Here is a 21,730-nt window from a genome sequence, read left to right on the forward strand (position 1 = left end):
GCGGGCCCGGCTAGTCGGCGTCGTAGGCTGCTGCCAGTAGCTTGACTGCTTCGGCAAAGGTGGCACCTTGGGCCTTTGCCACCGATGCATAGGAGTTGGCGGCAAGGGACAGCGCATCCTCCCGCTCATCACGCGCGCACACCAGGGTGCCGTTCCTGCCCTTCGTGGCCACCACACCGGCTGCCTCCAGCTCCTTGTACGCCCGTGCAACGGTGTGGGGCGCGACGTCGAGCAACCCCGCCAACGTACGCACCGCCGGCAGCTTGGTTCCCGGCGGAAGGGCGCCACCGTCCGCCAGACGGATTACGTGCAGGCGCAGCTGTTCAAACAGTGGCACCGTGCTCGACTGACTGGGCTTCCAAGTGCCGGGGAACGGACCTCCTGAGGTCATCGTCCGGCCTCCAACGTGCCGGTGCGGCCCGCACGCCCGGCGAACTGCGCGTTGTATAGCCGTGCATAGCGGCCGTTGGCTGCCAGGAGGCTTCGATGGGTTCCCTGTTCTGCGATGCGTCCGTGTTCCATGACCAGAATTAGATCAGCGTCCCGGACAGTGGACAAACGGTGGGCGATAACAAAGCTTATTCTTCCGCGGCGCAGCCTCTGAGTTGCCTGGCGGATCAGGGCCTCCGTACGGGAATCCACCGAACTGGTTGCCTCGTCCAGGACCAGCACAGCGCGGTCCGCCAACTGCGCCCGGGCGATGGAGATCAGCTGGCGCTGCCCCTGGCTGAGCGGCTCTCCGCCGTTGCCCAGCACCGTGTCGTATCCGGCGGGCAGCGATCTGATGAGGTGGTCCACATGGCTCGCCTCTGCCGCCGCGGTGACCTCGGCATCTGTGGCCCCAGGCCGGCCGTATTCGATGTTCTCCTTGATGGTGCCGGAAAACAGCCACGCATCCTGGAGCACCACCCCAAAACCTTCACGCAGGACGTCCCTCGGAATATCAGCGATGTTGGTACCGCCGATGGTGATGCTGCCGGCGTCGACCTCATAGAACCGCTGGAGGAGATTAACAACGGTGGTCTTGCCGGCGCCCGTATGGCCGACAATTGCCACAGTCCGGCCCGGTTCCACCGTGAACGAGAGACCACGGACCACCGGGTCAGCCCGGACATAGCCGAACGTGACATCGCTGAACACAATCCGACCGCCCTGACCGGCTTTGCGGCCATCGCCTTCACTCTCAGCAGGTAGCTCCTCAGAATCGAGCAGGTCGAACACGCGGCGCGCCGATGCCACGCAGGACTGGATGACGTTGAGCATGCCGCCGATCTGGCCCACAGGTTGGGTAAAAAGCCGACTGAACTGGATGAACGCCTGGATCCCGCCGATGGTCATGGCCCCCGTGGTGACCTGGAGCGCCCCCACCACCGCCACGGCAATATAATTCACATTGGCAATGAGGACCATCAACGGCTGTACCAGGCCCGATGAATATTGGGCACGTGCCGATGCCTGGGCAAGGCGATCATTGCTTTCCTTAAAGGCTGCAGCCGCCTGGTCCTGGTACCCGAAGGCCTTGATGACCTCATGCCCGGTGACAAACTCCTCCACGTGGGCGTTCAAGGCACCCGTTTCGGTCCACTGAAGGGCAAAATGTGCTTGGGATTTCCGGGCCACCAGAACGGTGATTAGGGTGGACAGTGGCACTGAAACAATAGCGATCAGTGCCAGGAGCGGAGAGATCCACAGCATCATGGCCAGGGCACCGCACAGCATCAGAATGGACATAATCAGCTGCGTGAGGACCTGGCTAAGCGCTTGCGAAATATTGTCGATGTCGTTGGTGACGCGGCTCAGGACGTCTCCCCTGGACTGCGTCTGGAAGTACGTGGAAGGAAGCCGGTGCAGCTTGGCCTGGACGGATGCCCGGAGGCCAAACATCAGGCCGTGTACCGCGTTGGCTGTCAACGCTCCCTGGATCCAGTTGAACAGGGAAGCTCCGACGTACATCGCGGCAACGGCGGCCAGCAGGATTCCCAGCCGCTGCCCGTCGAGCACTCCGCTGTAGACCCCATCCACCACCACATCGGTGGCATCACCGAGGTAGTTCGGCGCCGCGACGTTGAGGACAACAAAAGCGCAGGTGGCCGCAACGGCGCCCAGCATCCGGCCCCGCGACGGGCGCAGCAATGCAAGGACACGTCGTGCTGTGGGCCAGAAGCCGTTGGACGCCGCCCCGGTGCCGGGTACAGCCGTCATGGCGCGCTGTCCAGTGCCAGTTGGGACCCGGCGATTTCCCGGTAGGTGGCAGATGTCTCCAGCAACTGCAGGTGCGTCCCCTCTGCGACCAACCGGCCGTCGTCGAGTACCAGGATCTGGCCGGCGCCGGCAACGGTGGAGATCCGCTCCGCCACGACAATGACCACTGCGCCGCGAAGTGCCAACTCCAGGGCATCCCGCACTCGGGCCTCGGTGGCAAAGTCCAGCGCGGAAAAGCTGTCGTCAAACAGATAGACGGGAACTCTCCGCAGGAGGGCACGTGCAATGCAGAGGCGCTGCCGCTGGCCGCCCGAGAGGGTGGTTCCCCCCTGCCCGACCTCTGTGTCCATACCCAGCGGCAGCGCACGGACGAAGCTGGCCGCCTGGGCTGTCTCCATGGCTTCCCACAGCTGGCCGTCGGATGCCTGCGGAGCTGCGACGCGCAGGTTATCGGCGATAGTTCCGGAGAAAAGATGCGACCTTTGCGGCACAACCGCCATGGTCCGGCGGAGGACATCCAAGGGCATGGAACAGATGTTCCGGCCGCCGATGCTGACAGTTCCGGCCGTGGAGTCCACGAAACGGGGCACCAGGCTCAAGAGTGTCGATTTTCCGCTGCCCGTGGAGCCGACGATTGCAACGATGGTTCCTGGCCGGGCTGTGAAGCTGATGTCTTCAAGTACTGGATTTTCGGCGCCGGGGTAGGAGAAACTCACGTTCCTGAAGGTGACGCTGCCGCCCTCCAGTGGGCTCCCATGGCCGGTCCCACGGAACATCTGATGGTCCTGGACTGATGGTTTTGCGTTGAGCACGGCACCCAGCCGCTCTGCGCAGGCGGCGGCCCTCGGAGCCGTCATAAACACGTACATGGCCATCATGATTGCCAGCAGGATCTGCAGGATGTAGGCGATGAAGGCCGTGAGGGCGCCGATGTTCATCCCGCCGTCGTAAACCCGATGGCCACCGAACCACACCACGGCCACCGATGACAGGTTGACCACAATCATGATCAGCGGCAGCATGCCGGCAACGAGCAGCGACGACTGAAGGTTGTTGCCGGTTAGGCTGCTGTTGGTCTTCGCAAACCGTCGTGTTTCGTGTCCCTGCCGGACGAAGGAACGGATCACATTTGCGCCGATGATCAGCTCGCGAAGGAGTTCACCCGTCCGGTCCAGGAGCTCCTGGCCCTGCCGGTAAAGGGGCACCAGGCGCCGGACGATGAGATACATGATCAGCAGCAGGATGGGCATGATGGCGATTACGACGCTTGAAAGCACTATGTCCTGCTGCCATGCCAGCAGGACGCCCCCAGCCGCCATAACCGGCGCCGCCACCAGCGTGGTGAAAACCAGGACGGCGAACGACTGGATCTGCTGGGTGTCGTTGGTGGCCCTGGTGACGAGGCTTTGTGTGCCGAAGGCCGCCACCTCCTGGGAAGAGAGGGACTGGATCCTGCTGAAGACCTCGGCGCGCAGCTGGTGCCCGATCTTCATGGCCACCACTGCCCCGAAGTAGCCCGCGGCGATGGCCGCCGACGCCTGGACCGCAGCTATCAGGACCATGACAGTGCCCAGGCGGAAGATTTCCGGGGTGTTCCCGGCCACGATGCCGTCGTCGATGATGGCGGCATTAACGGTGGGCAGGAGAAGGTTGCCTGCGGTCTGGACGAGCTGGAGAGCAGCGATCGCGGCCACGGCACCCTTATGGCCAGCCAGAAGCCGGGCCATTAAGCCGAAAAGCATCGCACCTCCAGGACGGGATTTGGGAGGCTGGTCAGGGTCCGGCCGTTGTGCCATCCCCAGGAGCCGCTTTCGTCATTGTAACCAGCATCACATTCTCTTCTTGGTCACAGGGCATTGCCGACCATGTCGAGAACTTCAAACGAATGGAGTTTATGTGCTGGGCTGCTTTTGCGCTACGGCAAAGATCCTCCGGAAGGGAAACACCGTGCCGTGGACCGTTCCCAGGTACGCGGCACGCAGGGCCGCCGCAAACTCGGCTTCAAAGGCGAGGCTGTCCTCGGCTGAAAGGGCCGCCACGACCGGGCGCAACGCCGTGCCCCGAACCCAGTCCAGCACCGGGTCCACCCCTGTGAGGACCTGCAGGTACGTGGTTTCCCAAGCATCCGCCGTGCAGCCCGCGTCCAGCATGATGCGCAGGTAGTCTGTGGGCTCGCCCACGGAGTCCCCACCGCGAAGTACCCCGTCGAGCCGGGACGACCAGCGGGCCGAACCCGCGAGGTCCCGCATCAGGACATGGGACGGGGCGTTGAAATTTCCCGGCACCTGCATGGCGAACCAGGCACCGGGCTTGAGCGCCGCCAGCCAGCCCGCCAACATTTCCTGATGGCCCGGCACCCACTGAAGGGCGGCGTTGGTGACCACCACGTCGGTGTCAGCCGGGGGCGTCCAGGCCGCGATATCCGCCAGTCTGAAGCTGAGGCCCGCATGGCGGGCTGCCTGCGCGGCAGCCTTGTCCAGCATCTCCCCGGACGAATCGAGCCCCACCACTTTCGCTTCCGGCCAGCGCCGGGCGAGGGTGGCCGTGAGGTTCCCTGGACCACAGCCCAGATCCACAACGCGCCGCGGACGGTCCGCCTGGATCCGCCCCGTCAGGTCGAAAAAGGGCCGGTCGCGGTAGTCGTCGAACTGGACGTACTTTACGGGGTCCCACTTCACAGTTACCTCCATCGCCTGGTGCTCCAGGGCAGTCCCGCGAGCCTAACCCGGGCCCGCCCGGATATCAGGCACCGGCTGGGCACTAAGCTGGAAATCAATGAAACTCGTTGACCAGCTGCCTGTCCTGCCCGCCCCAAGCCCCTCCGGCGCAGGCATCGACCCGGACGCCCTGTACACCCAATTCCTGGAGTGGACCGAAAGCCGGGGCCTGGAGCTGTACGCTGCCCAGGACGAGGCCATCATGGAGCTGGCCACCGGTGCCAACGTCATCCTCGCCACGCCCACCGGTTCCGGCAAATCGCTGGTGGCCATCGCGGCGCACTTCCAGGCCATGGCAAGAGGCCAGCGAAGTTACTACACCGCTCCCATCAAGGCGCTGGTCTCCGAGAAGTTCTTTGCCCTGTGCGACATCTTCGGTGCAGAAAACGTCGGTATGATCACCGGTGACTCCGGCGTGAACCAGAACGCGCCGATTATCTGCTGCACGGCAGAAATTCTCGCGAACATCGCCCTCCGCGAAGGGGCCGACGCCGAACTCGGTGCGGTCATCATGGACGAATTCCATTTCTACTCCGACCCCCAGCGTGGTTGGGCCTGGCAGGTCCCGCTGCTGGAACTGCCCCAGGCCCAGTTCCTTCTGATGTCCGCAACCCTGGGTGATGTCAGCCGGTTCGAGGCCGGCGTCACCGAACTTACGGGCCGCCCCACAACCACCGTCAGTTCAGCCGAGCGCCCCATTCCGCTGCACTACTACTACCACCAGACGCCGGTCCACGAAACACTCGAGGAACTCCTCTCCACGCGCCAGGTGCCCGCCTATGTGGTGCACTTCAGCCAGATCGAGGCCATTGACCGGGCCCAGACACTGATGAGCATCAACGTGTGCACCCGCGAGGAGAAGGACAAGATCGCCGAGCTGATCGCGAATTTCCGTTTTGCCGCAGGCTTCGGTAAGACGCTCAACCGGCTGGTCCGGCACGGTATCGGCGTCCATCACGCCGGCATGCTGCCGAAGTACAGACGGCTCGTGGAACAGCTTGCCCAGGCGGGCCTGCTTAAGGTGATCTGCGGCACGGACACGCTGGGCGTGGGCATCAATGTGCCCATCCGCACCGTCTTGCTCACCGCACTGAGCAAGTACGACGGCGTACGCACCCGTCCGCTTAACTCCCGGGAGTTCCACCAGATTGCCGGACGGGCCGGCCGCGCGGGGTATGACACCGCTGGGACAGTAGTGGTCCAGGCGCCGGAACACGTGATCGAAAACGTGAAGGCCATGGCCAAGGCCACCGCCAAATTTGGTGATGACCAAAAGAAGCTCCGCCAGGTTGTCAAGAAGAAGCCGCCGGAGGGCTTCGTTTCCTGGGGTGAACCCACTTTCAAGCGCCTTGTGGAATCCGTGCCCGATCCTTTGACCTCAAGTTTCAGTGTGACGCATTCGATGCTGATGAACCTGATGGAACGGCCCGGCGACCCGTTCACGGCGGCTCGCCGGCTTCTGACCGAAAACCACGAGACCCGGTCCTCGCAGCTGCGGCTGATGAAAAAAGCCCTGGGAATCTACCGGGAGCTCCTTGCCGCTGAGGTGGTGGAGCGCATCCCGGCAGAAGAGCAGGGCCACGACGGCAGGACCGTCCGGCTCACCGTCCATCTGCAGGCCAATTTTGCCCTGAACCAGCCGCTCTCGCCGTTTGCACTGGCGGCGCTGGAGCTCCTTGACCCGGATTCGCCGTCGTACGCCCTGGACGTGGTGTCGGTGATCGAGGCGACCCTCGAAAAGCCCCGCCAGATCCTGTCCGCGCAGCAGAAAAAGGCCCGCGGGGAAGCCATTGCCGCGATGAAGGCTGACGGTATCGAGTATGACCAGCGCATGGCCATGCTGGAGGAAGTCACCTATCCGCAGCCACTCGCGGAACTCCTGGGCGAAGCCTTCGAGGTGTACCGCAAGGCCGCGCCGTGGGTGGGCGACTTTGAACTGGCGCCCAAGTCCGTGGTCCGCGACATGTACGAGCGGGCCATGAACTTCGGCGAGTTCGTCCAGTTCTACGGGCTGGCCCGCTCGGAGGGCATTGTGCTGCGTTACCTCGCCGACTGCTTCAAGGCGCTGCGCCAGACCGTGCCGCAGGACATGCTCCGGGAGGACCTTGAGGACCTCATCGCCTGGCTTGGCGAACTGGTGCGGCAGGTGGACTCCAGCCTCCTGGACGAATGGGAGGAGCTGACGTCCGGCGCGATGCCCACCCCGCACGACGCTCCCCCTCCCCCGCCGCCGTCGCTGACGTCCAACGTCCGTGCCTTCCGTGTGATGGTCCGCAACGAGATGTTCCGCCGTGTGGAACTGTTCGCGGACGAGAACGCAGCAGCCCTGGGCGAGCTCGACGGCGGCGCAGGCTGGGGTGCCGACCGCTGGGAGGACGTCCTGGACGACTACTTCGACGAACACAACGACATCGGCACGGGCCCGGATGCCCGCGGCCCCGGGCTGCTCATGATCACCGAAGAGCCCGGGCTGTGGAAGGTCCGGCAGATTTTCGACGATCCGGCCCGCAACCATGACTGGGGCATCTCCGCAGAAGTGGACCTGGCATCTTCCGACGAATCCGGGACGGCAGTGGTCCGGGTCACCGACGTCAACCGGCTCTAGGCTGTGACCCCGTGGAATCCGTCCCCGACCTGACCGGCAGCCTTCGGGTTGTGGAAGCCCTGAAGGCCCAGCCCGTGGCACCGTCCGACGGTCCACGGCAGTGGTGGAAGGGCCCGCTGGACGTTGGGGGCTGGCTTTGGGTGCGGTCCAGGCAGCAGCCACGTCCCTGAACGCAGTGGTTGGCGTTCCGGGCAGGTACTCCCTGGCATCCGGAGCCACGGCAGCGTCCTTCGATTCGCTCGGACACCTGCGGATCGCAGGCGGAAACCCCAAGGGTTCGCTCCGATGTCCGGCTTTCGGCGCACGTCGGACGGTTGGATCCGCCTCCACGCCAACTACCCCCACCACGCAGCCCGGCTGATGGCGGCGCTCTCCGCCAGCACGCCACAGATGTGGAACCCGCCCTGCTAAGCATGACGTCCGTGGCCGCCGAGGAAGCCATCACGGCAAACCACGGCGTCGCAGCTGCCGTGCGCACAGGGGCGAGTGGATCGCGACCCCCATGTATGCAACGGCCCGTCCCGGTCCCTGGATCAGAATCTCCCGTCCGCCACGGTCAGCCAGTGAAAGTCCGCAGCTCTCCCGGTGGGTTCCATCGGCAGTTCCGCGTCACCCCTTGGCCGGGCTCAAGGTGCTGGACCTGACGCGCGTCATTGCGGGGCCCACTGCCAGACGCCACCTGGGCGCCCTGGGCGCGGACGTTCTGCGCATCGACCCGCCCCAGCTTCCGGAGTTGGGCAATGTGTTCATTGACTCGGGCTTTGACAAGCGCAGCGCCGAGGCGGACCTCCGGGATCCTGCCGCCATGGAAGCAGTACGGCTTCTCATCGAGTCTGCCGACGTGGTGGTCACGGGCTACCGCGAGGGCGGGCTGGACCCTTTTGGGCTGGCGTCCGAAGCGCTGCTGCAGGCACGGCCCGACCTCGTCATAGTTGCTCTCAGTGCGTGGGGAAGCGGTGGGCCCTGGACAGGACGGCGCGGTTTCGGCAGCCTGGTACAGGCCGCATGCGGCATTGCCGAACGGTATGGCCGGACGACCGATGACGGGTGGCGGCCTGGGGCGCTGCCTGTGCAGGCGCTCGACCATGCCACCGGATATGGCTTGGCGGCGGCAGCATTTGCCTTGCTGGCCGAACGGCTCCGAAACGGACGCGGCGGCGCGCCCCGGCGTTCCCTGGCCCGCACCGCTGAAGAATTGTTCTGGCTCCCCGCCTTGGCCGGTCACGGCGGTTCCCTGCCTGCCCCGGACCTCCGCGTGATGGACAGCCCCTACGGCCGTCTGCGATATGTTGGGCCGCCCATCATGGCGGACGGCGTGCCGCTGGCGTACAGCAAGGGACCCGTCCGCTACGGGACATCGCAGCTTCGCTGGCAATAGGGAGCCTGGCACTAGGGATCACGGCCCCGCTTGTAAACTCGGACCATGAGTGTAATCCGCCCCGCCACCCGGCAAGACGTCCCCGCCATTCTGCAGATGATCCACGAACTGGCCATTTACGAGAAGGAACCGGACGCGGTCCGCAACACACCGGAAATGCTGGCTGACGTCCTGTTCGGCGAGAACCCGCGCGTGTTTGCCACGATGGCTGAGAACAGCGCAGGCGAGGTCCGGGGTTTCGCGCTCTGGTTCCTGAACTACTCCACCTGGGAAGGCGTCCACGGCATCTACCTGGAAGACCTCTACGTCAGCCCGCATGCCCGCGGCGAGGGCCACGGCAAGGCGCTCCTGCAGCACCTGGCCGCCACCGCCGTAGAGAGGGGCTATGCCCGGGTTGAGTGGAGCGTCCTGGACTGGAACGAACCGTCCATCAACTTCTACCGCAGCCTCGGCGCCCGCCCCCTGGATGGCTGGTCCACGTTCCGGCTGACCGGCGACGCGCTGGAGAGCTTTGGCACCAGAACGGCAGCGTCCATCCGTGGCTGAGCAGGACGCGTCCTCTCAAACCACACAAACGCAGACGCCTGTCCCGCATTTTGTGAAGGCCCGGCACGAATTCCGGGGCATGCGCACCGCCGAGCACTACTTCACCGTTCCCCTGGACCACTTCGCGCCGGAGAGCGGCGACGGCGCCGCCGAGACCATCACCGTTTTCGCCCGTGAGTACGTCTCGTCGGCCCACACCCGTGCTGAAGCCGAAGCGCTTCCCTGGCTGCTGTTCCTCCAGGGCGGCCCGGGCGGCCGCGGCAACCGGCTGGCTTCACTGAGCGGCTGGAGCAAGGCGGCTGCCCGGGACTTCCGGATCCTGATGCTGGACCAGCGCGGCACCGGGCTGTCGACCCCCCTTGACCGGAACACGCTGCCCGCGCGTGGAACGGCCCAGGCACAGGCTGGGTACCTTGAGCATTTCCGTGCTGATTCCATCGTGGCCGACGCGGAGCTCATCCGGGCGGCGCTCGGCTCCGGCCCCTGGAGCATCTACGGCCAAAGCTATGGCGGATTCTGCGCGCTGACGTACCTGTCCTTTGCCCCGGACGGGCTGAAGGAAGCCCTCATCACGGGCGGGTTGGCGCCCCTCGCCGGCCACGCCGACGACGTCTACCGCGCCACGTTCGCCCGCGTTGCGGCCCGCAACACTGAATACTTCAGCTGGTATCCGGAGGACCGCCGGACTGTGAATGCGATCGCATCGCATCTTCGGCAGACCGAGGAGTTCCTTCCCGACGGTTGCCGGCTCACGCCGGAACGGTTCCAGATGGTGGGCTCCTTTCTGGGCGGAAACACGCGGGTGGACGGCCTGCACTACCTGCTGGAGGACGCCTTCACCGCGACACCGCACGGGAACAGGCTCTCCGATGCCTTCCTCGAACAGGTCCAGGGCATCGTGTCCCGCCTGGGAAACCCGCTTTATGCCCTGCTGCACGAGTCCATCTACGGTCAGGGACGGGCGACCGACTGGGCTGCCTGGCGGGTGCTGCAGGAAAATCCGGCATTCCGCCCGGACGCGGATCCGTTGCTGCTGACCGGCGAAATGGTGTACCCGTGGTACTTCGAGCAGGACGCCGCCTTGGCCCCGCTGCAGCACGTGGCCCAGTTGCTGGCAGTCAAGACGGACTGGAAGCCGCTGTATGACCACAGGCAGTTGGCCGCGAACGGAGTGCCGGCAGCCGCTGCGGTTTACCGGGACGACATTTACGTGGACCGCGATCTGTCCCTGGAAACGGCCGCTGCCGTGCATGGACTCCAAGTATGGGAGACAGCCGACTTCCACCATGACGGCATAGCTGACGACGGCGAGGCCATCTTTGGTCGCCTGCTGGGTATGGTGCGCTCGGTTGCCGGCTCAGCGGGCAACCGAGCCGCCAACTGAACCGGTGGTTGTGGCGGCGTTGGGGCTGCGGCGGCGCGCCACAAGAACAACGACGGCGGCGGTCAGCACTGCAGCCCCCACCAGGCCGCCTGCCATGTTGAGCCCCAGGTAGCCGGCCCAACTGAGGATCAGGCCGGAGGTGGCCCCGCCCACTGCGCCGGCAGCGCCCATCAGCATGTCCGAGACACCTTGGACCACCACACGGGACTCCTGGCTAACGCTCTCCGCCAGCAGTGTGGATCCGGAAATCGTGGCCGCAGACCATCCGATGCCCAGCAGGACAAGTCCCACGGCAACCGCCACGGTTGATGTCTGGCCGAATCCGGCGACGGCGACGGCCGCGATGAGCGTGGTGAAGCCCATCATGATGGTCTCTGTCCTGCCTGCCTTGTCCGTCAGCCAGCCCATGACCGGCGACAACGCGAACATACCGGCGATATGCAGTGAGATGGTGAAGCCGATGATCACCAGGACATCGCCGGAGGCGGTGTGGCCGGCATGGGAAGCACCCGGTCCGGCCACGAGTTTCTGCAAGTGCAGCGGGGTCATGGACATCACGCCGACCATCACGGCGTGCGCTCCGACGACGGCGGCAAGCGCCAGCCAGGCCGATCGGGACTGGCGGATTGCCCGCATACCGCGGACGAGCGATCCGCCGACTGCGTTGCGCGCTGTGGCGCCTTGCTGGTTTGCTATTTCCCGCGCGAGCAGGAGCGGGTCCGGCCTGAGGCCAGCGAAAAGCAGCACAATCGCCAGCAGGAGTCCGGCCGCGGAGATCACAAACGGTCCGGCGACGGGAGGCAGACCGAGGGCCAGGCCCACAACGGTGCCGGGCTGGATCAGGTTGGGTCCGGCCACTGCGCCGACCGTCACAGCCCACACGACTGCGGAAAGCGCCCTGCCGCGGTGTTCAGCATCCGCAAGGTCGACGGCGGCGAAGCGTGCCTGCAGGCTGGCCGCGGTGCCCACCCCGATGCCCACCGCCCCCAGCACCAGCAGGACGAACAAGCCGGACACGATGGACAGCACTATCAGCACAGTGCCGGCCAGGGCGGCGGAAAGCCCCGTGACCTGCCCGGCCCGGCGGCCCCGCCGGTCCGCCAGCGAAGCCAGGGGCAGTGCTGTCAGCGCGGCCCCCAAGGTCATCACCGTGGCCACGGCTCCCGCCCACACGCTGGAACCTGAAAGTTCCACGGCCAGGATGGAACCAATGGAAACCGTGGCTCCGGTGCCGATGCCACCGAAAACCTGGGCCGCACTCAGCAGCGCCACGGTGCGCCGTTGCACCTGGCGCACTCCATATTCCATCATCGGGACGCGGGCCATGGTCAGAGCATAGTCCTCGGGCGGCCGTTGCAGCAGGTGTTCGTTAATGCAAGCAACCCCGGCCGCAGTGCGACCGGGGTTGCTGGAACGTGCTGTGCGTAGGAGAGCTTACTCGGTTTCGCTGAGGCTCTTCTTGGCGTCTTCCTCGAGGCGGGGATCCAGGTGGGCCGTCTTTGCCTTGGAGCTCATGAGGCTGGCAACCACGGCAACGATGATGGTGCCCACAATGACGGCCAGGGAGACGAAGGTCGGAATCTCCGGGGCCCACTCGATGTGATTGCCGCCGTTGACGAACGGCAGTTCGTTCACGTGCATGGCGTGCAGCACCAACTTCACACCGATGAACGCCAGGATGAAGGACAGCGCGTGCTTCAGGTAGACCAAGCGGTTCATCAGCCCACCCAGCAGGAAGTACAGCTGGCGCAGGCCCATGAGGGCGAACAGGTTGGCGGTGAAGACGATGAACGGGCTCTGCGTCAGTCCGAAGATCGCGGGAATCGAGTCAACGGCGAAGAGGAGGTCGGTCAGGCCGATGGTGATGAACACTATCAGCATGGGGGTGAAGACCTTTTTGCCGTCCACCGTGGTGCGCAGCTTGCCGCCGTCGAACTTCTCCGACATGGGGATGACCTTGCGGATCCCGGCGATGAGCGGATTTTCCTTGTCCTCTTCGTCTTCGCCTTCGTCCTGGGCCTGCTTCCAGGCTGTCCAGAGCAGGAACGCGCCGAAGATGTAGAACACCCAACTGAACTGCTCGATCACGATGGCACCGAGGAGGATGAAGATGCCGCGCAGGATCAGGGCGATGATGATGCCCACCATCAGGACTTCCTGCTGGTACTTACGGGGCACGGAGAAGCGGGCCATGATGATGATGAAGACAAACAGGTTGTCGATGCTGAGGCTGTATTCAGTGACCCAGCCGGCCACGAACTGGCCGCCGAATTCGGCGCCGGTAAAGAAGAACATGGCCCCGGCGAACAGCAGGGCAAGGGAGACGTAGAACGCAACCCACAGGCCGGCTTCCTTCATGGAAGGTTCATGGGGACGCCGGACGACCAGCAGAAGGTCAATGAGGAGGATCAGTCCGAGGACGACAAGTGAGCCGACCTCAAACCATACGGGTAATTCGGGCACGGGTAGCCTTTCGCAGGGCACAAGGAATTGGTGTAAGTCTCTCCTGCCAGCCTGTGCACTTGGTGCTGAAATGGCGGCCCGCTACGCCCGGCCAGGCAACTATGCCTGGCGTGTTGACGATCGTAGCGCTCGGGATACTCCCCTACGTGACGTTAACTGTACAGCAGGCGTCCCGACATGCGGAAACATGCCCCGACTGCCACGTGCCCCCGGCGCCCGGGCGTGTCCTAGGCGTGGCCGGCCGCCTGCATCTGGCGGAGCTCTTTCTTGAGGTCACTGACCTCGTCCCGGATCCGCGCGGCCAGCTCGAACTGGAGTTCGGCGGCAGCGCCGTGCATCTGTTCGGTCAGCTGTTCGATGAGGCCCACAAGGTCTTCGGCCGGCGCCGCGGCGAGGCCGTCCTTGCGGACCTGCGCCGCACCCTTTGCCGCAGACTTTCCACGCTTGGCGCCCTTGGCCAGCCGGTTGTTGTTCAGCAGCTCCTGGGTGTCGGCGTCTTCCTTGGCCAGTTGGTCGGTAATGTCGGCAATCTTCTTCCGCAGCGGTTGCGGATCGATGCCCCGTTCCGTGTTGTAGGCCACCTGGATGGCGCGGCGCCGGTTGGTCTCATCGATAGCCTTGGCCATGGAGTCCGTGATGCGGTCCGCGTACATGTGGACCTCGCCGGAGACGTTGCGGGCGGCACGGCCGATGGTCTGGATCAGCGAAGTCGCCGAGCGCAGGAAGCCTTCCTTGTCCGCATCCAGGATGCTCACGAGCGAGACTTCTGGCAGGTCAAGGCCTTCCCGGAGCAAGTTAATGCCCACCAGGACGTCGAAGACACCCATCCGGAGTTCCCGGAGCAGTTCAACCCGTCGCAGGGTGTCCACGTCCGAGTGCAGGTATTCGACCTTGATGCCGTGGCCCAGCAGGTAGTCGGTGAGGTCCTCCGCCATCCGTTTGGTCAGCGTGGTGACCAGGACGCGTTCGTTCTTTGCCGTGCGGGTCTTGATCTCGCCGAGCAGGTCATCGATCTGGCCCTTGGTGGGCTTGACCACCACCTCGGGGTCGATCAGTCCGGTGGGCCGGATGATCTGCTGCACAAAGCCGTCCGCCTTGCCCAGTTCGTACTTGCCGGGAGTGGCCGAGAGGTAGACCGTCTGGCCTACGCGTTGCAGGAATTCGTCCCATTTGAGGGGGCGGTTGTCCATGGCCGACGGCAGGCGGAAACCGAAGTCGACGAGGTTCCGCTTGCGGGACATGTCGCCTTCGTACATGGCGCCGATCTGCGGCACGGTGACGTGGGATTCGTCGATCACCAGCAGGAAGTCGTCCGGGAAGTAGTCGATGAGGCAGTGCGGAGCGGTCCCTCGGGCACGTCCATCAATGTGCGACGAGTAGTTTTCGATGCCGTTGCAGAAGCCCATCTGCTGCATCATTTCGAGGTCGTAGGTGGTGCGCATGCGGAGCCGTTGGGCTTCCACCAGCTTGTTCTGGCCTTCCAGGACGGCCAGGCGTTCGGCGAGCTCGTCCTCGATGCGTTTGATGGCCCGGCCCATCCGCTCGGGCCCGGCCACGTAGTGCGAGGCCGGGAAGACGTACATTTCCTCTTCGTCCCGGATCAGTTCGCCGGTCAGCGGATGGAGGGTGTGGATGTTCTCAATTTCGTCCCCGAAGAATTCGATCCGGATGGCCAGTTCCTCGTACATCGGGATGATTTCCACGGTGTCGCCCCGGACCCGGAACGTGCCGCGGTGGAAGTCCATGTCGTTGCGCGCGTACTGCATGGAGACAAATTTCCGGAGCAGGTCGTCGCGGTTCATCTGCGCTCCCTTTCGGAGTGTGACCATGCCGGCAATGTACTCTTCCGGCGTGCCCAGGCCGTAGATGCAGGACACCGTGGCGACCACAATGACGTCACGGCGGGTCAGCAGGGCGTTGGTGGCGGAGTGGCGGAGGCGTTCCACTTCTTCGTTGACCGAGGAGTCCTTTTCAATGAAGGTGTCCGTCTGCGCTACGTACGCCTCGGGCTGGTAGTAGTCGTAGTAGGAAACAAAGTACTCCACCGCGTTGTTGGGCAGCAGTTCCCGGAATTCGTTGGCGAGCTGGGCGGCCAGGGTTTTGTTCTGCACCATGACCAGGGTGGGCCGCTGGACCTGTTCGATCAGCCAGGCCGTGGTGGCGCTCTTGCCGGTACCGGTGGCACCCAGCAGGACTACGTCCTTTTCGCCGTTCCTGATCCGCTCTGTCAGTTCGGTGATCGCAGCAGGCTGATCACCTGCCGGCTGGAACTCGCTGATGACTTCAAACGGAGCGACGACGCGGTTGATCTCCTGGGCAAGGCTCATGCATCTAATCTACAACCGGGGACCGACAGTGACAGCCGGATCAGTTACCGGCGAACAGCCAGCCGCGGGGGCCGGGAGTTCAGGGGGTGTACGACGGCGGCACCCACCCCGTGCGGTCCGCCCAGCTGTCCATTTGCGGCCAGGCGACGTCCGTGAACCACGGCTCCTTCGCCGCCGCGTACGCGTGGGTACCTTTGGACTCGGCAAACTGCTCGGACAAAACACGTTTGTGGTCCGCATACAGGCTGACGGCCTCCGGATCGCTCCTGAGCCAGTCGCGGAAGAGCAGCGCGTACCGCCAGCCAGATGACCCGGCAGCCCGTACATGGACGTTCACGGCGCGGCCGGGGTCCGCGTTGGCATGGAAGCGTTTCTTCCATTGCTCCGGATCTGGCTGCGTCGGTTTCGGAGTGTCGAAGGCCACCCCTGGCACGGCAGGGAATCCCGCGTCCGCCAGCAGCGGCGCGATCCGGTCCGCGGTATTGAGATCCGACACCGTGACCTGGAGGTCAATGACGTCCTTGGCTGCCAGGCCAGGCACGGCCGTGGAGCCAATATGGTCCACTGCAAGAATGTCGTCCGCTGCGGCGGCGGCGATCCGGGATCCCAGCCGTGCGGCCTGGTCCGCCCAGTCCTCGCGCGGCGCAAACAACACGGCGGTGCCGATCCGGGCTGCCCTGACGCCGCGGCGGATATTGTCCGCGTACGGGACCAGCCGTTCCGTCCACAGCCGGTCCACCTGCGCGGTCACGTCTGCCAATGACCCGGAGTTGACCAGGACCACGTCGGCAGCAGCAAGCCGCGCTCCACGCGACGCCTGGGCCGCCATCCGCGACCCGGCGTCCTCGGCTGTCATGCCTCGGTGTTCGAGCATCCGGCCGATCCGGATGTCATCGGGTGCATCCACCACCAGGACCAGATGGAAGCCGCTCCCCTGGCCGGTTTCCACGAGCAGTGGAATGTCCTGGACCACAATGGCGCCGGCCGGGGCTGTGGCGATGATCCTGGCCGCGGCGGCCCGGACCAGCGGGTGCACAATGCCGTTCAGGACAGCCAGCTGCGAGGGATTGCCGAACACCACGGAACCCAGCCTGGCCCGATCCAGCCGGCCGCCGGCGTCGAGCATGTCCGGCCCAAAGGCTTCCACCACACGGGCCAGTCCCGGCATTCCCGGCTCAACCACGTCCCGGGCCAGCGCATCCGCGTCCACCAGCACGGCACCGAGCCCGGCGAGGCGTGAGGCGACCACTGACTTCCCGGATGCTATACCACCCGTCAAACCGATCTTGAGCATCCCATCACCCTACTAGTGGGCCCACGCGACCAGGGTTCCCTGGGTGAGCGCAGCGAATTCAGGGAGGCGGTGGGGAATAGACTTGGGCGGTGCAAGAGCAAGACAGCCGCGCCACGGCCTACACCACCCTCGCCTTGGGCCAGGACTTCCGGCACGAGATCGAGATCAAGCGCTCCAGGTTCATTACCGTGCTGGGCCGCGCCGACAATGAGGACACCGCCCGGGACCTGGTGGCCGGACTGCGCCGCGAGTTCCACGACGCCCGCCACCACTGCTCGGCGTTCGTCCTGGGACCGGACCGGGACATCCAGCGCTCCAATGACGACGGCGAACCTTCGGGCACCGCCGGCATCCCCATGCTGGAGGCCATCGTCAAAAGGGAAACAGCACCTGGCGTGACGGACCTCAGCGACTTAAGTGCCGTCGTCGTCCGCTATTTCGGCGGCATCCTGCTGGGCACCGGCGGACTGGTGCGCGCCTATTCGGAATCGGTGTCCGCCGCCCTGGAACGGGCTCCCCTGGTCCGGCGGAGCCGGCTGCGGATCTGCTCTGCGTCGGTGCCGCATGCCGCTGCCGGACGGCTGGAGAACGATCTTCGGGCAGCCGGGTTTGTGATGGCGGAAACCAGCTACGGAGCGCAATACACGATCCTGCGCCTGGCAGTACCCGACGAACCTGAGCAAATCACTGCAGCCACCGAACGCGTGCTGGCGCTTACCGCCGGGAGAACCGGGCTCACGCCGGCCGGAACGGAGTGGCTCGATGTCCCGCTCCCCTGAGGTCCGCCTGGCAGACGTTGACGAACCCATGCTGGAGCGGCTGCTGGAACTTGCGCAGCGGGACGCGTCCGCGGACGACGCCACGCCGCCCCTTGGCAACGGGACCGGCTGGAACACTGAACGCATCAACTGGTTCCGCAACTTCCACCGGTCTGCGGCCGCCGGATTGGACGGACCAGGCGCGGAAAAGAGCTGGGCTGTTCTCTGCGACGGCAGCGCGGCCGGTTCGGTCAGGCTCAAAATGATTGACGACGGAACGGCACAATCCGGAACTGCTGAGACAGGCATCTGGCTGGGCCGGAACTACCGTGGCCTCGGTGTGGGCGGCGCCGCGCTGATGCTGGTCTTGGCGGAAGCCCGCCGCGCCGGACTGCGGCAGATGCTGGCCCACACCACGGCAGGCAACGTAGGCGCGCAGCGGCTCCTCACCGCTGCCGGCGCGGTATTAACGCACGGCGACGGCGGCGCGGTGCGTGCCGTCGTCGTGCTCTCATCTGGCTCGCAGTAGACGCACCGAAACCCGCGTTTGGGAGCGTTCAGGTTTGGGAGCGTTCAAGTTTGCGAGCGTTCAGTGCTGGTCAAGTAGCCGCCTGAACACTGCGGGTTAAACACTGCGGGCCCCTGCTCTCGCAGGGGCCCGCTGTGTTGGCCCGGGAAGCCCCGGGCCGGTGGCAATTAGTTGCCGGTCAGCTTCTCGCGCAGAGCTGCAAGAGCCTCGTCCGAGGCCAGGGTACCGGCGCCGGTGTTGGACTCTGCAGCAGGCTCGGAGGAGTAGCTGGTGGTGCCTGAATCGCTGTCACCGGACGTTGCAGCTGCAGCGTCGTCGGCAGCGTGCTGGGCAACCTGCTTCTTGTGTGCTTCCCAGCGGGTCTGGGCGTCAGCGTACTGCTGCTCCCAGACGGCGCGCTGGTTCTCGTAGCCTTCAAGCCACTCGTTGGACTCCGGGTCGAAGCCCTCCGGGTACTTGTAGTTGCCCTCTTCGTCGTACTCAGCGGACATGCCGTAGAGAGCCGGATCGAATTCGGTGGACTCGGCGTCAACGCCCTCGTTGGCCTGCTTGAGGGAGAGGGAGATGCGGCGGCGCTCGAGGTCGATGTCGATGACCTTGACGAACAGCTCGTCACCAACGGAGACAACCTGCTCAGCCAGCTCCACGTGGCGGACTGCCAGTTCGGAGATGTGCACGAGGCCTTCGATGCCGTCTTCGACGCGTACGAACGCACCGAACGGAACAAGCTTGGTGACCTTACCCGGAACAACCTGCCCGAGGGCGTGGGTGCGGGCGAAGGTCTGCCACGGATCTTCCTGCGTAGCCTTGAGCGACAGGGAAACGCGCTCGCGGTCCAGGTCGACTTCGAGAACTTCGACGGTGACTTCCTGGCCAACTTCGACAACCTCGGACGGGTGGTCGATGTGCTTCCAGGACAGCTCGGAAACGTGCACGAGGCCGTCTACGCCGCCAAGGTCCACGAATGCACCGAAGTTGACGATGGAGGAAACAACGCCGGGACGGACCTGGCCCTTTTCCAGCTTGTTGAGGAACGTGGAGCGAACCTCGGACTGGGTCTGCTCGAGCCATGCACGGCGGGACAGCACAACGTTGTTGCGGTTCTTGTCCAGCTCGATGATTTTGGCTTCGATCTTCTGACCGATGTACGGAGCGAGGTCGCGCACACGGCGCATCTCGACGAGGGATGCGGGCAGGAAGCCGCGCAGACCGATGTCGAGGATAAGACCACCCTTGACAACCTCGATGACGGTACCGGTAACGACACCGTCTTCTTCCTTGACCTTCTCGATGTCGCCCCAGGCGCGCTCGTACTGAGCACGCTTCTTGGAGAGGATCAGGCGGCCTTCTTTGTCTTCCTTGGTGAGCACCAGGGCTTCGACGAGATCGCCAACGGAGACAACGTCTCCGGGATCAACGTCGTGCTTGATGGACAGCTCGCGGGAGGGGATGACACCTTCGGTCTTGTAACCGATGTCGAGCAGAACTTCATCGCGGTCGACCTTGACGACGGTACCTTCGACGAGGTCTCCGTCGTTGAAGTACTTGATTGTGGCGTCGACTGCTGCGAGGAAGTCCTCAGCGGTACCGATGTCGTTAATGGCGACTACGGGGGTACCGGGCTTCTCGGTGGAGGTGATGGTCATGTAGTAGGGGCTCCGTTGTGGATAGTTAGTCGGTCAGGCAAACCGCCGCGCCCGCGTTATGGAACGCAGGCGCAGGTCTTCGGGCGATCACAAGGATCTTCCGGGTCTTCCTGATTTTTGGATTTTAGAAACTTGCACGTAGCACGCGCCCACTTATTCTAGTCGCTGCGGCCAACAGGGGTCAAAGTGCAGGCAACACATCGCCCAGTCGGGCGAACCTGGTTCCGCCGCCCTTAAGTTGTGGCAGCGCCTGCCGGAAGCCGGCGGCTGTGCCGCCGCCGGGCTTATTGAAATGCGCTATGACTATGTCGCCAGGCCGTGCTGTGGCCACGGCGGAGGCAACCGCCGCCGGCGCCAGCGTGGCGCCGGCGTCGGCGTTGATGCTGAAGTTGACCGGCAACATGCCCAGACGCCGGGACACCGCGGCGGCCACCTCGTCGAAATAGGCTGTTCCGGAGCGGAAGAACCGTGGCCGGTGCCCCGTCACTTCCCGGAAGACATCCGCGCAGCCGGTGAGTTCGTCATATACGTCGGCCACGTTCCTGGTGCCTGGGATGCCATACGCTGATTTGCCGGTCACGGACAACGGCCGGTGCTGCCAGCCATGGTTGGCCAGTTCAAAGAGCGGGTCGTGCGCCAACTCGGCGGCGACTTGCCGGTTTGACTGGATCCACCGCGCATTCACAAAGAGGGTGGCCGGGATGTTCAGCCGCCGGAGCGTAGCGAGCAGTTCCTGGTCGACGCCGGATCCGCCGGGGCCGCCGCAGGCATCGAAGGTGAGCACCGTATGACTGCCTGGCGATCTGGTGACCACGCCGGTGACGGCCAGACCCCACTCGGCCGGACGGCGGCCCTCGAATTCCGTCACCAGCTGCGCTTTTGACGGAAGCGGGACCTCGGCTGCCGTCGCGGCCGGGACCGGCGACGGTGCCGCCGACGCTTCTGGCCCGTTTGGCACGGGCGGGGTAAGCACCGAGAGGTCCCCGTGTTCATCCGAAAGAGCCACAGGCGCAATCGCGGCCGTGTCCGCCGACGAACACGATGTCACGGCAGCAAAAACTCCGGACGCCAGACCGAGCAAAATAGCCCGGCGGCCAGTCCGCCCGGCCACACCAAAATCCCCCATGGATTGTCCTTGAACGAGGCAGGAGCCCCTAGAAATGGGTCAGGCAGTGGGTGGCCCGCTCAACCGCGAACATCCTCCGTGCCCGGAGCGACGCGCCCTGCTTGTGTTCACGGATTCGCCCAGCCGAAGTCAGCGTAACCGGACAGACCGCTCCCAGATAAATTGAAGACAGGGCGGAGACATCCAACGTCAGTTCAGCCCCGGCTGTCTCTTCCAGGCATACGACGCCGGCCTCGCCGCCGCTGACCTCCACGGCAAACGTTCCAGCCGTGAGGCCAAGCAGGTCCTGCACGTCGAGCACAAGCCTGCCATCCTCAGGGTAATGCCGCGCCTCCAGCGCCTGGGCCACGTCCAGGATGACCTCCGGCACAAGGTCCAGCAGCACACGCGGGTCCGCGATGTCCACGTTGCCGGCGGCGTGGTAGTTCAGCTGGAAGCGGGACGTGGTGTCAACCTTCACCGCGCGTTCGAAGCTGGCCACCCCGTGGCCGAACCGTCCGTAGATAGAGCCCTCGCACGCTGTCAGGGCTGCCATTGCAAGGCCATCCTGCTTCGCCATGGCCAGATTCTCGGACATCATCCGGCGCAGCAGGCCGCGCCGACGGTGTGAGGTCCGGACCGTCACTGCGGTGACCAGTTGGGATTCCAGTAGCTTGCCGAAGTCGATGTTGAGTGTTTTGCGCAGGGTGCCGAAGGTTGCCACCGGCACCTCCGCAGGGAAGCGACCCCGGCGCGACTTCCCTCGTCTGGTAGGC

General features: G+C 64.8%; 18 protein-coding genes. 7 read left to right on the plus strand and 11 right to left on the minus strand.

Annotated features, from left to right (window positions below; all coding sequences use genetic code 11):
* Nucleotides 1-10: 10 nt before the first annotated feature.
* The 4 genes from QK290_RS11225 to QK290_RS11240 all read right to left on the minus strand — a co-directional run bounded on the left by QK290_RS11225 (nt 11) and on the right by QK290_RS11240 (nt 4,880).
* Entirely contained in the window at nt 11-391 is a 381-nt protein-coding gene (locus QK290_RS11225) for a GntR family transcriptional regulator (protein ID WP_282330738.1), read from the minus strand.
* Complete coding sequence (locus QK290_RS11230) at nt 388-2,202, minus strand: ABC transporter ATP-binding protein (protein WP_282330739.1); 1,815 nt, start codon at nt 2,200-2,202, stop codon at nt 388-390. Before QK290_RS11230 ends, QK290_RS11225 begins: the two co-directional genes overlap by 4 nt.
* The gene (locus QK290_RS11235; RefSeq protein WP_282330740.1) at nt 2,199-3,944 is read right to left on the minus strand and encodes an ABC transporter ATP-binding protein; all 1,746 of its coding nucleotides are present in this window, start codon (nt 3,942-3,944) and stop codon (nt 2,199-2,201) included. Before QK290_RS11235 ends, QK290_RS11230 begins: the two co-directional genes overlap by 4 nt.
* A 150-nt stretch (nt 3,945-4,094) precedes the next feature.
* On the minus strand, nt 4,095-4,880 hold the full coding sequence (locus QK290_RS11240; protein WP_282330741.1) for a trans-aconitate 2-methyltransferase: 786 nt from the start codon (nt 4,878-4,880) through the stop codon (nt 4,095-4,097).
* A gap of 97 nt (nt 4,881-4,977) precedes the next feature.
* On the opposite strand from QK290_RS11240, the gene QK290_RS11245 reads away from it, so the two are divergent.
* The 5 genes from QK290_RS11245 to QK290_RS11260 all read left to right on the plus strand — a co-directional run bounded on the left by QK290_RS11245 (nt 4,978) and on the right by QK290_RS11260 (nt 10,832).
* On the plus strand, nt 4,978-7,524 hold the full coding sequence (locus tag QK290_RS11245) for a DEAD/DEAH box helicase (RefSeq protein ID WP_282330742.1): 2,547 nt from the start codon (nt 4,978-4,980) through the stop codon (nt 7,522-7,524).
* Nucleotides 7,525-7,535: 11 nt separating this feature from the next.
* Nucleotides 7,536-7,694 (plus strand): hypothetical protein, encoded by a 159-nt coding sequence (locus tag QK290_RS18645; protein ID WP_348994459.1) that lies wholly within the window; start codon nt 7,536-7,538, stop codon nt 7,692-7,694.
* A gap of 446 nt (nt 7,695-8,140) precedes the next feature.
* The gene (locus tag QK290_RS18650) at nt 8,141-8,902 is read left to right on the plus strand and encodes a CoA transferase (protein WP_348994458.1); all 762 of its coding nucleotides are present in this window, start codon (nt 8,141-8,143) and stop codon (nt 8,900-8,902) included.
* A 45-nt stretch (nt 8,903-8,947) separates the two neighbouring features.
* Nucleotides 8,948-9,448, plus strand: coding sequence for a GNAT family N-acetyltransferase (locus QK290_RS11255; RefSeq protein WP_282330743.1), 501 nt, complete (start codon nt 8,948-8,950; stop codon nt 9,446-9,448).
* 79 nt (nt 9,449-9,527) lie between these two features.
* Complete coding sequence (locus tag QK290_RS11260) at nt 9,528-10,832, plus strand: alpha/beta fold hydrolase (RefSeq protein ID WP_282330808.1); 1,305 nt, start codon at nt 9,528-9,530, stop codon at nt 10,830-10,832.
* Here QK290_RS11260 and QK290_RS11265 read toward each other — a convergent pair.
* From QK290_RS11265 to coaE, 4 genes are all read right to left on the minus strand, one after another.
* Entirely contained in the window at nt 10,806-12,158 is a 1,353-nt protein-coding gene (locus tag QK290_RS11265; protein WP_282330744.1) for an MFS transporter, read from the minus strand. The genes QK290_RS11260 and QK290_RS11265 overlap by 27 nt on opposite strands.
* Before the next feature lie 108 nt (nt 12,159-12,266).
* A complete protein-coding gene (locus QK290_RS11270) occupies nt 12,267-13,295 on the minus strand; it encodes a TerC family protein (protein ID WP_282330745.1) in 1,029 nt (342 codons plus the stop codon).
* Between the two features lie 227 nt (nt 13,296-13,522).
* On the minus strand, nt 13,523-15,622 hold the full coding sequence (gene uvrB, locus QK290_RS11275; RefSeq protein WP_185263563.1) for an excinuclease ABC subunit UvrB: 2,100 nt from the start codon (nt 15,620-15,622) through the stop codon (nt 13,523-13,525).
* Nucleotides 15,623-15,701: 79 nt separating this feature from the next.
* On the minus strand, nt 15,702-16,916 hold the full coding sequence (coaE, locus tag QK290_RS11280; RefSeq protein ID WP_282330746.1) for a dephospho-CoA kinase: 1,215 nt from the start codon (nt 16,914-16,916) through the stop codon (nt 15,702-15,704).
* Nucleotides 16,917-17,005: 89 nt separating this feature from the next.
* Between coaE and QK290_RS11285 the strand changes: the two genes are divergently transcribed.
* Together QK290_RS11285 and QK290_RS11290 are read left to right on the plus strand one after the other, a co-directional pair.
* On the plus strand, nt 17,006-17,695 hold the full coding sequence (locus QK290_RS11285) for a YigZ family protein (RefSeq protein WP_282330747.1): 690 nt from the start codon (nt 17,006-17,008) through the stop codon (nt 17,693-17,695).
* Nucleotides 17,679-18,203, plus strand: a complete 525-nt coding sequence (locus tag QK290_RS11290; RefSeq protein WP_282330748.1) for a GNAT family N-acetyltransferase — start codon at nt 17,679-17,681, stop codon at nt 18,201-18,203. The genes QK290_RS11285 and QK290_RS11290 overlap by 17 nt, the downstream gene beginning before the upstream one ends.
* Nucleotides 18,204-18,370: 167 nt before the next feature.
* Here the strand turns inward: QK290_RS11290 and rpsA are convergent, their stop codons facing one another.
* The 3 genes from rpsA to QK290_RS11305 all read right to left on the minus strand — a co-directional run bounded on the left by rpsA (nt 18,371) and on the right by QK290_RS11305 (nt 21,678).
* Entirely contained in the window at nt 18,371-19,849 is a 1,479-nt protein-coding gene (gene rpsA, locus QK290_RS11295; RefSeq protein ID WP_185263559.1) for a 30S ribosomal protein S1, read from the minus strand.
* A gap of 181 nt (nt 19,850-20,030) precedes the next feature.
* Nucleotides 20,031-20,975 (minus strand): polysaccharide deacetylase family protein, encoded by a 945-nt coding sequence (locus QK290_RS11300; RefSeq protein ID WP_282330749.1) that lies wholly within the window; start codon nt 20,973-20,975, stop codon nt 20,031-20,033.
* A gap of 28 nt (nt 20,976-21,003) precedes the next feature.
* Entirely contained in the window at nt 21,004-21,678 is a 675-nt protein-coding gene (locus QK290_RS11305) for a GNAT family N-acetyltransferase (RefSeq protein WP_282330750.1), read from the minus strand.
* Between the last annotated feature and the right edge of the window lie 52 nt (nt 21,679-21,730).

The organism is Pseudarthrobacter sp. AL07, assembly GCF_029960665.1.
GTDB lineage: Bacteria > Actinomycetota > Actinomycetes > Actinomycetales > Micrococcaceae > Arthrobacter.

Bases quoted from the DNA above. Each gene is read 5' to 3' on its own strand.
- QK290_RS11260 (WP_282330808.1), top strand. From the start codon at position 9,528: ATGCGCACCGCCGAGCACTACTTCACCGTTCCCCTGGACCACTTCGCG.
- rpsA (WP_185263559.1), bottom strand. From the start codon at position 19,849: ATGACCATCACCTCCACCGAGAAGCCCGGTACCCCCGTAGTCGCCATT.
- QK290_RS11225 (WP_282330738.1), bottom strand. From the start codon at position 391: ATGACCTCAGGAGGTCCGTTCCCCGGCACTTGGAAGCCCAGTCAGTCG.
- QK290_RS11255 (WP_282330743.1), top strand. From the start codon at position 8,948: ATGAGTGTAATCCGCCCCGCCACCCGGCAAGACGTCCCCGCCATTCTG.
- QK290_RS11290 (WP_282330748.1), top strand. From the start codon at position 17,679: ATGTCCCGCTCCCCTGAGGTCCGCCTGGCAGACGTTGACGAACCCATG.
- uvrB (WP_185263563.1), bottom strand. From the start codon at position 15,622: ATGAGCCTTGCCCAGGAGATCAACCGCGTCGTCGCTCCGTTTGAAGTC.
- QK290_RS11265 (WP_282330744.1), bottom strand. From the start codon at position 12,158: ATGGCCCGCGTCCCGATGATGGAATATGGAGTGCGCCAGGTGCAACGG.
- coaE (WP_282330746.1), bottom strand. From the start codon at position 16,916: ATGCTCAAGATCGGTTTGACGGGTGGTATAGCATCCGGGAAGTCAGTG.
- QK290_RS11300 (WP_282330749.1), bottom strand. From the start codon at position 20,975: ATGGGGGATTTTGGTGTGGCCGGGCGGACTGGCCGCCGGGCTATTTTG.
- QK290_RS11230 (WP_282330739.1), bottom strand. From the start codon at position 2,202: ATGACGGCTGTACCCGGCACCGGGGCGGCGTCCAACGGCTTCTGGCCC.
- QK290_RS11235 (WP_282330740.1), bottom strand. From the start codon at position 3,944: ATGCTTTTCGGCTTAATGGCCCGGCTTCTGGCTGGCCATAAGGGTGCC.
- QK290_RS11245 (WP_282330742.1), top strand. From the start codon at position 4,978: ATGAAACTCGTTGACCAGCTGCCTGTCCTGCCCGCCCCAAGCCCCTCC.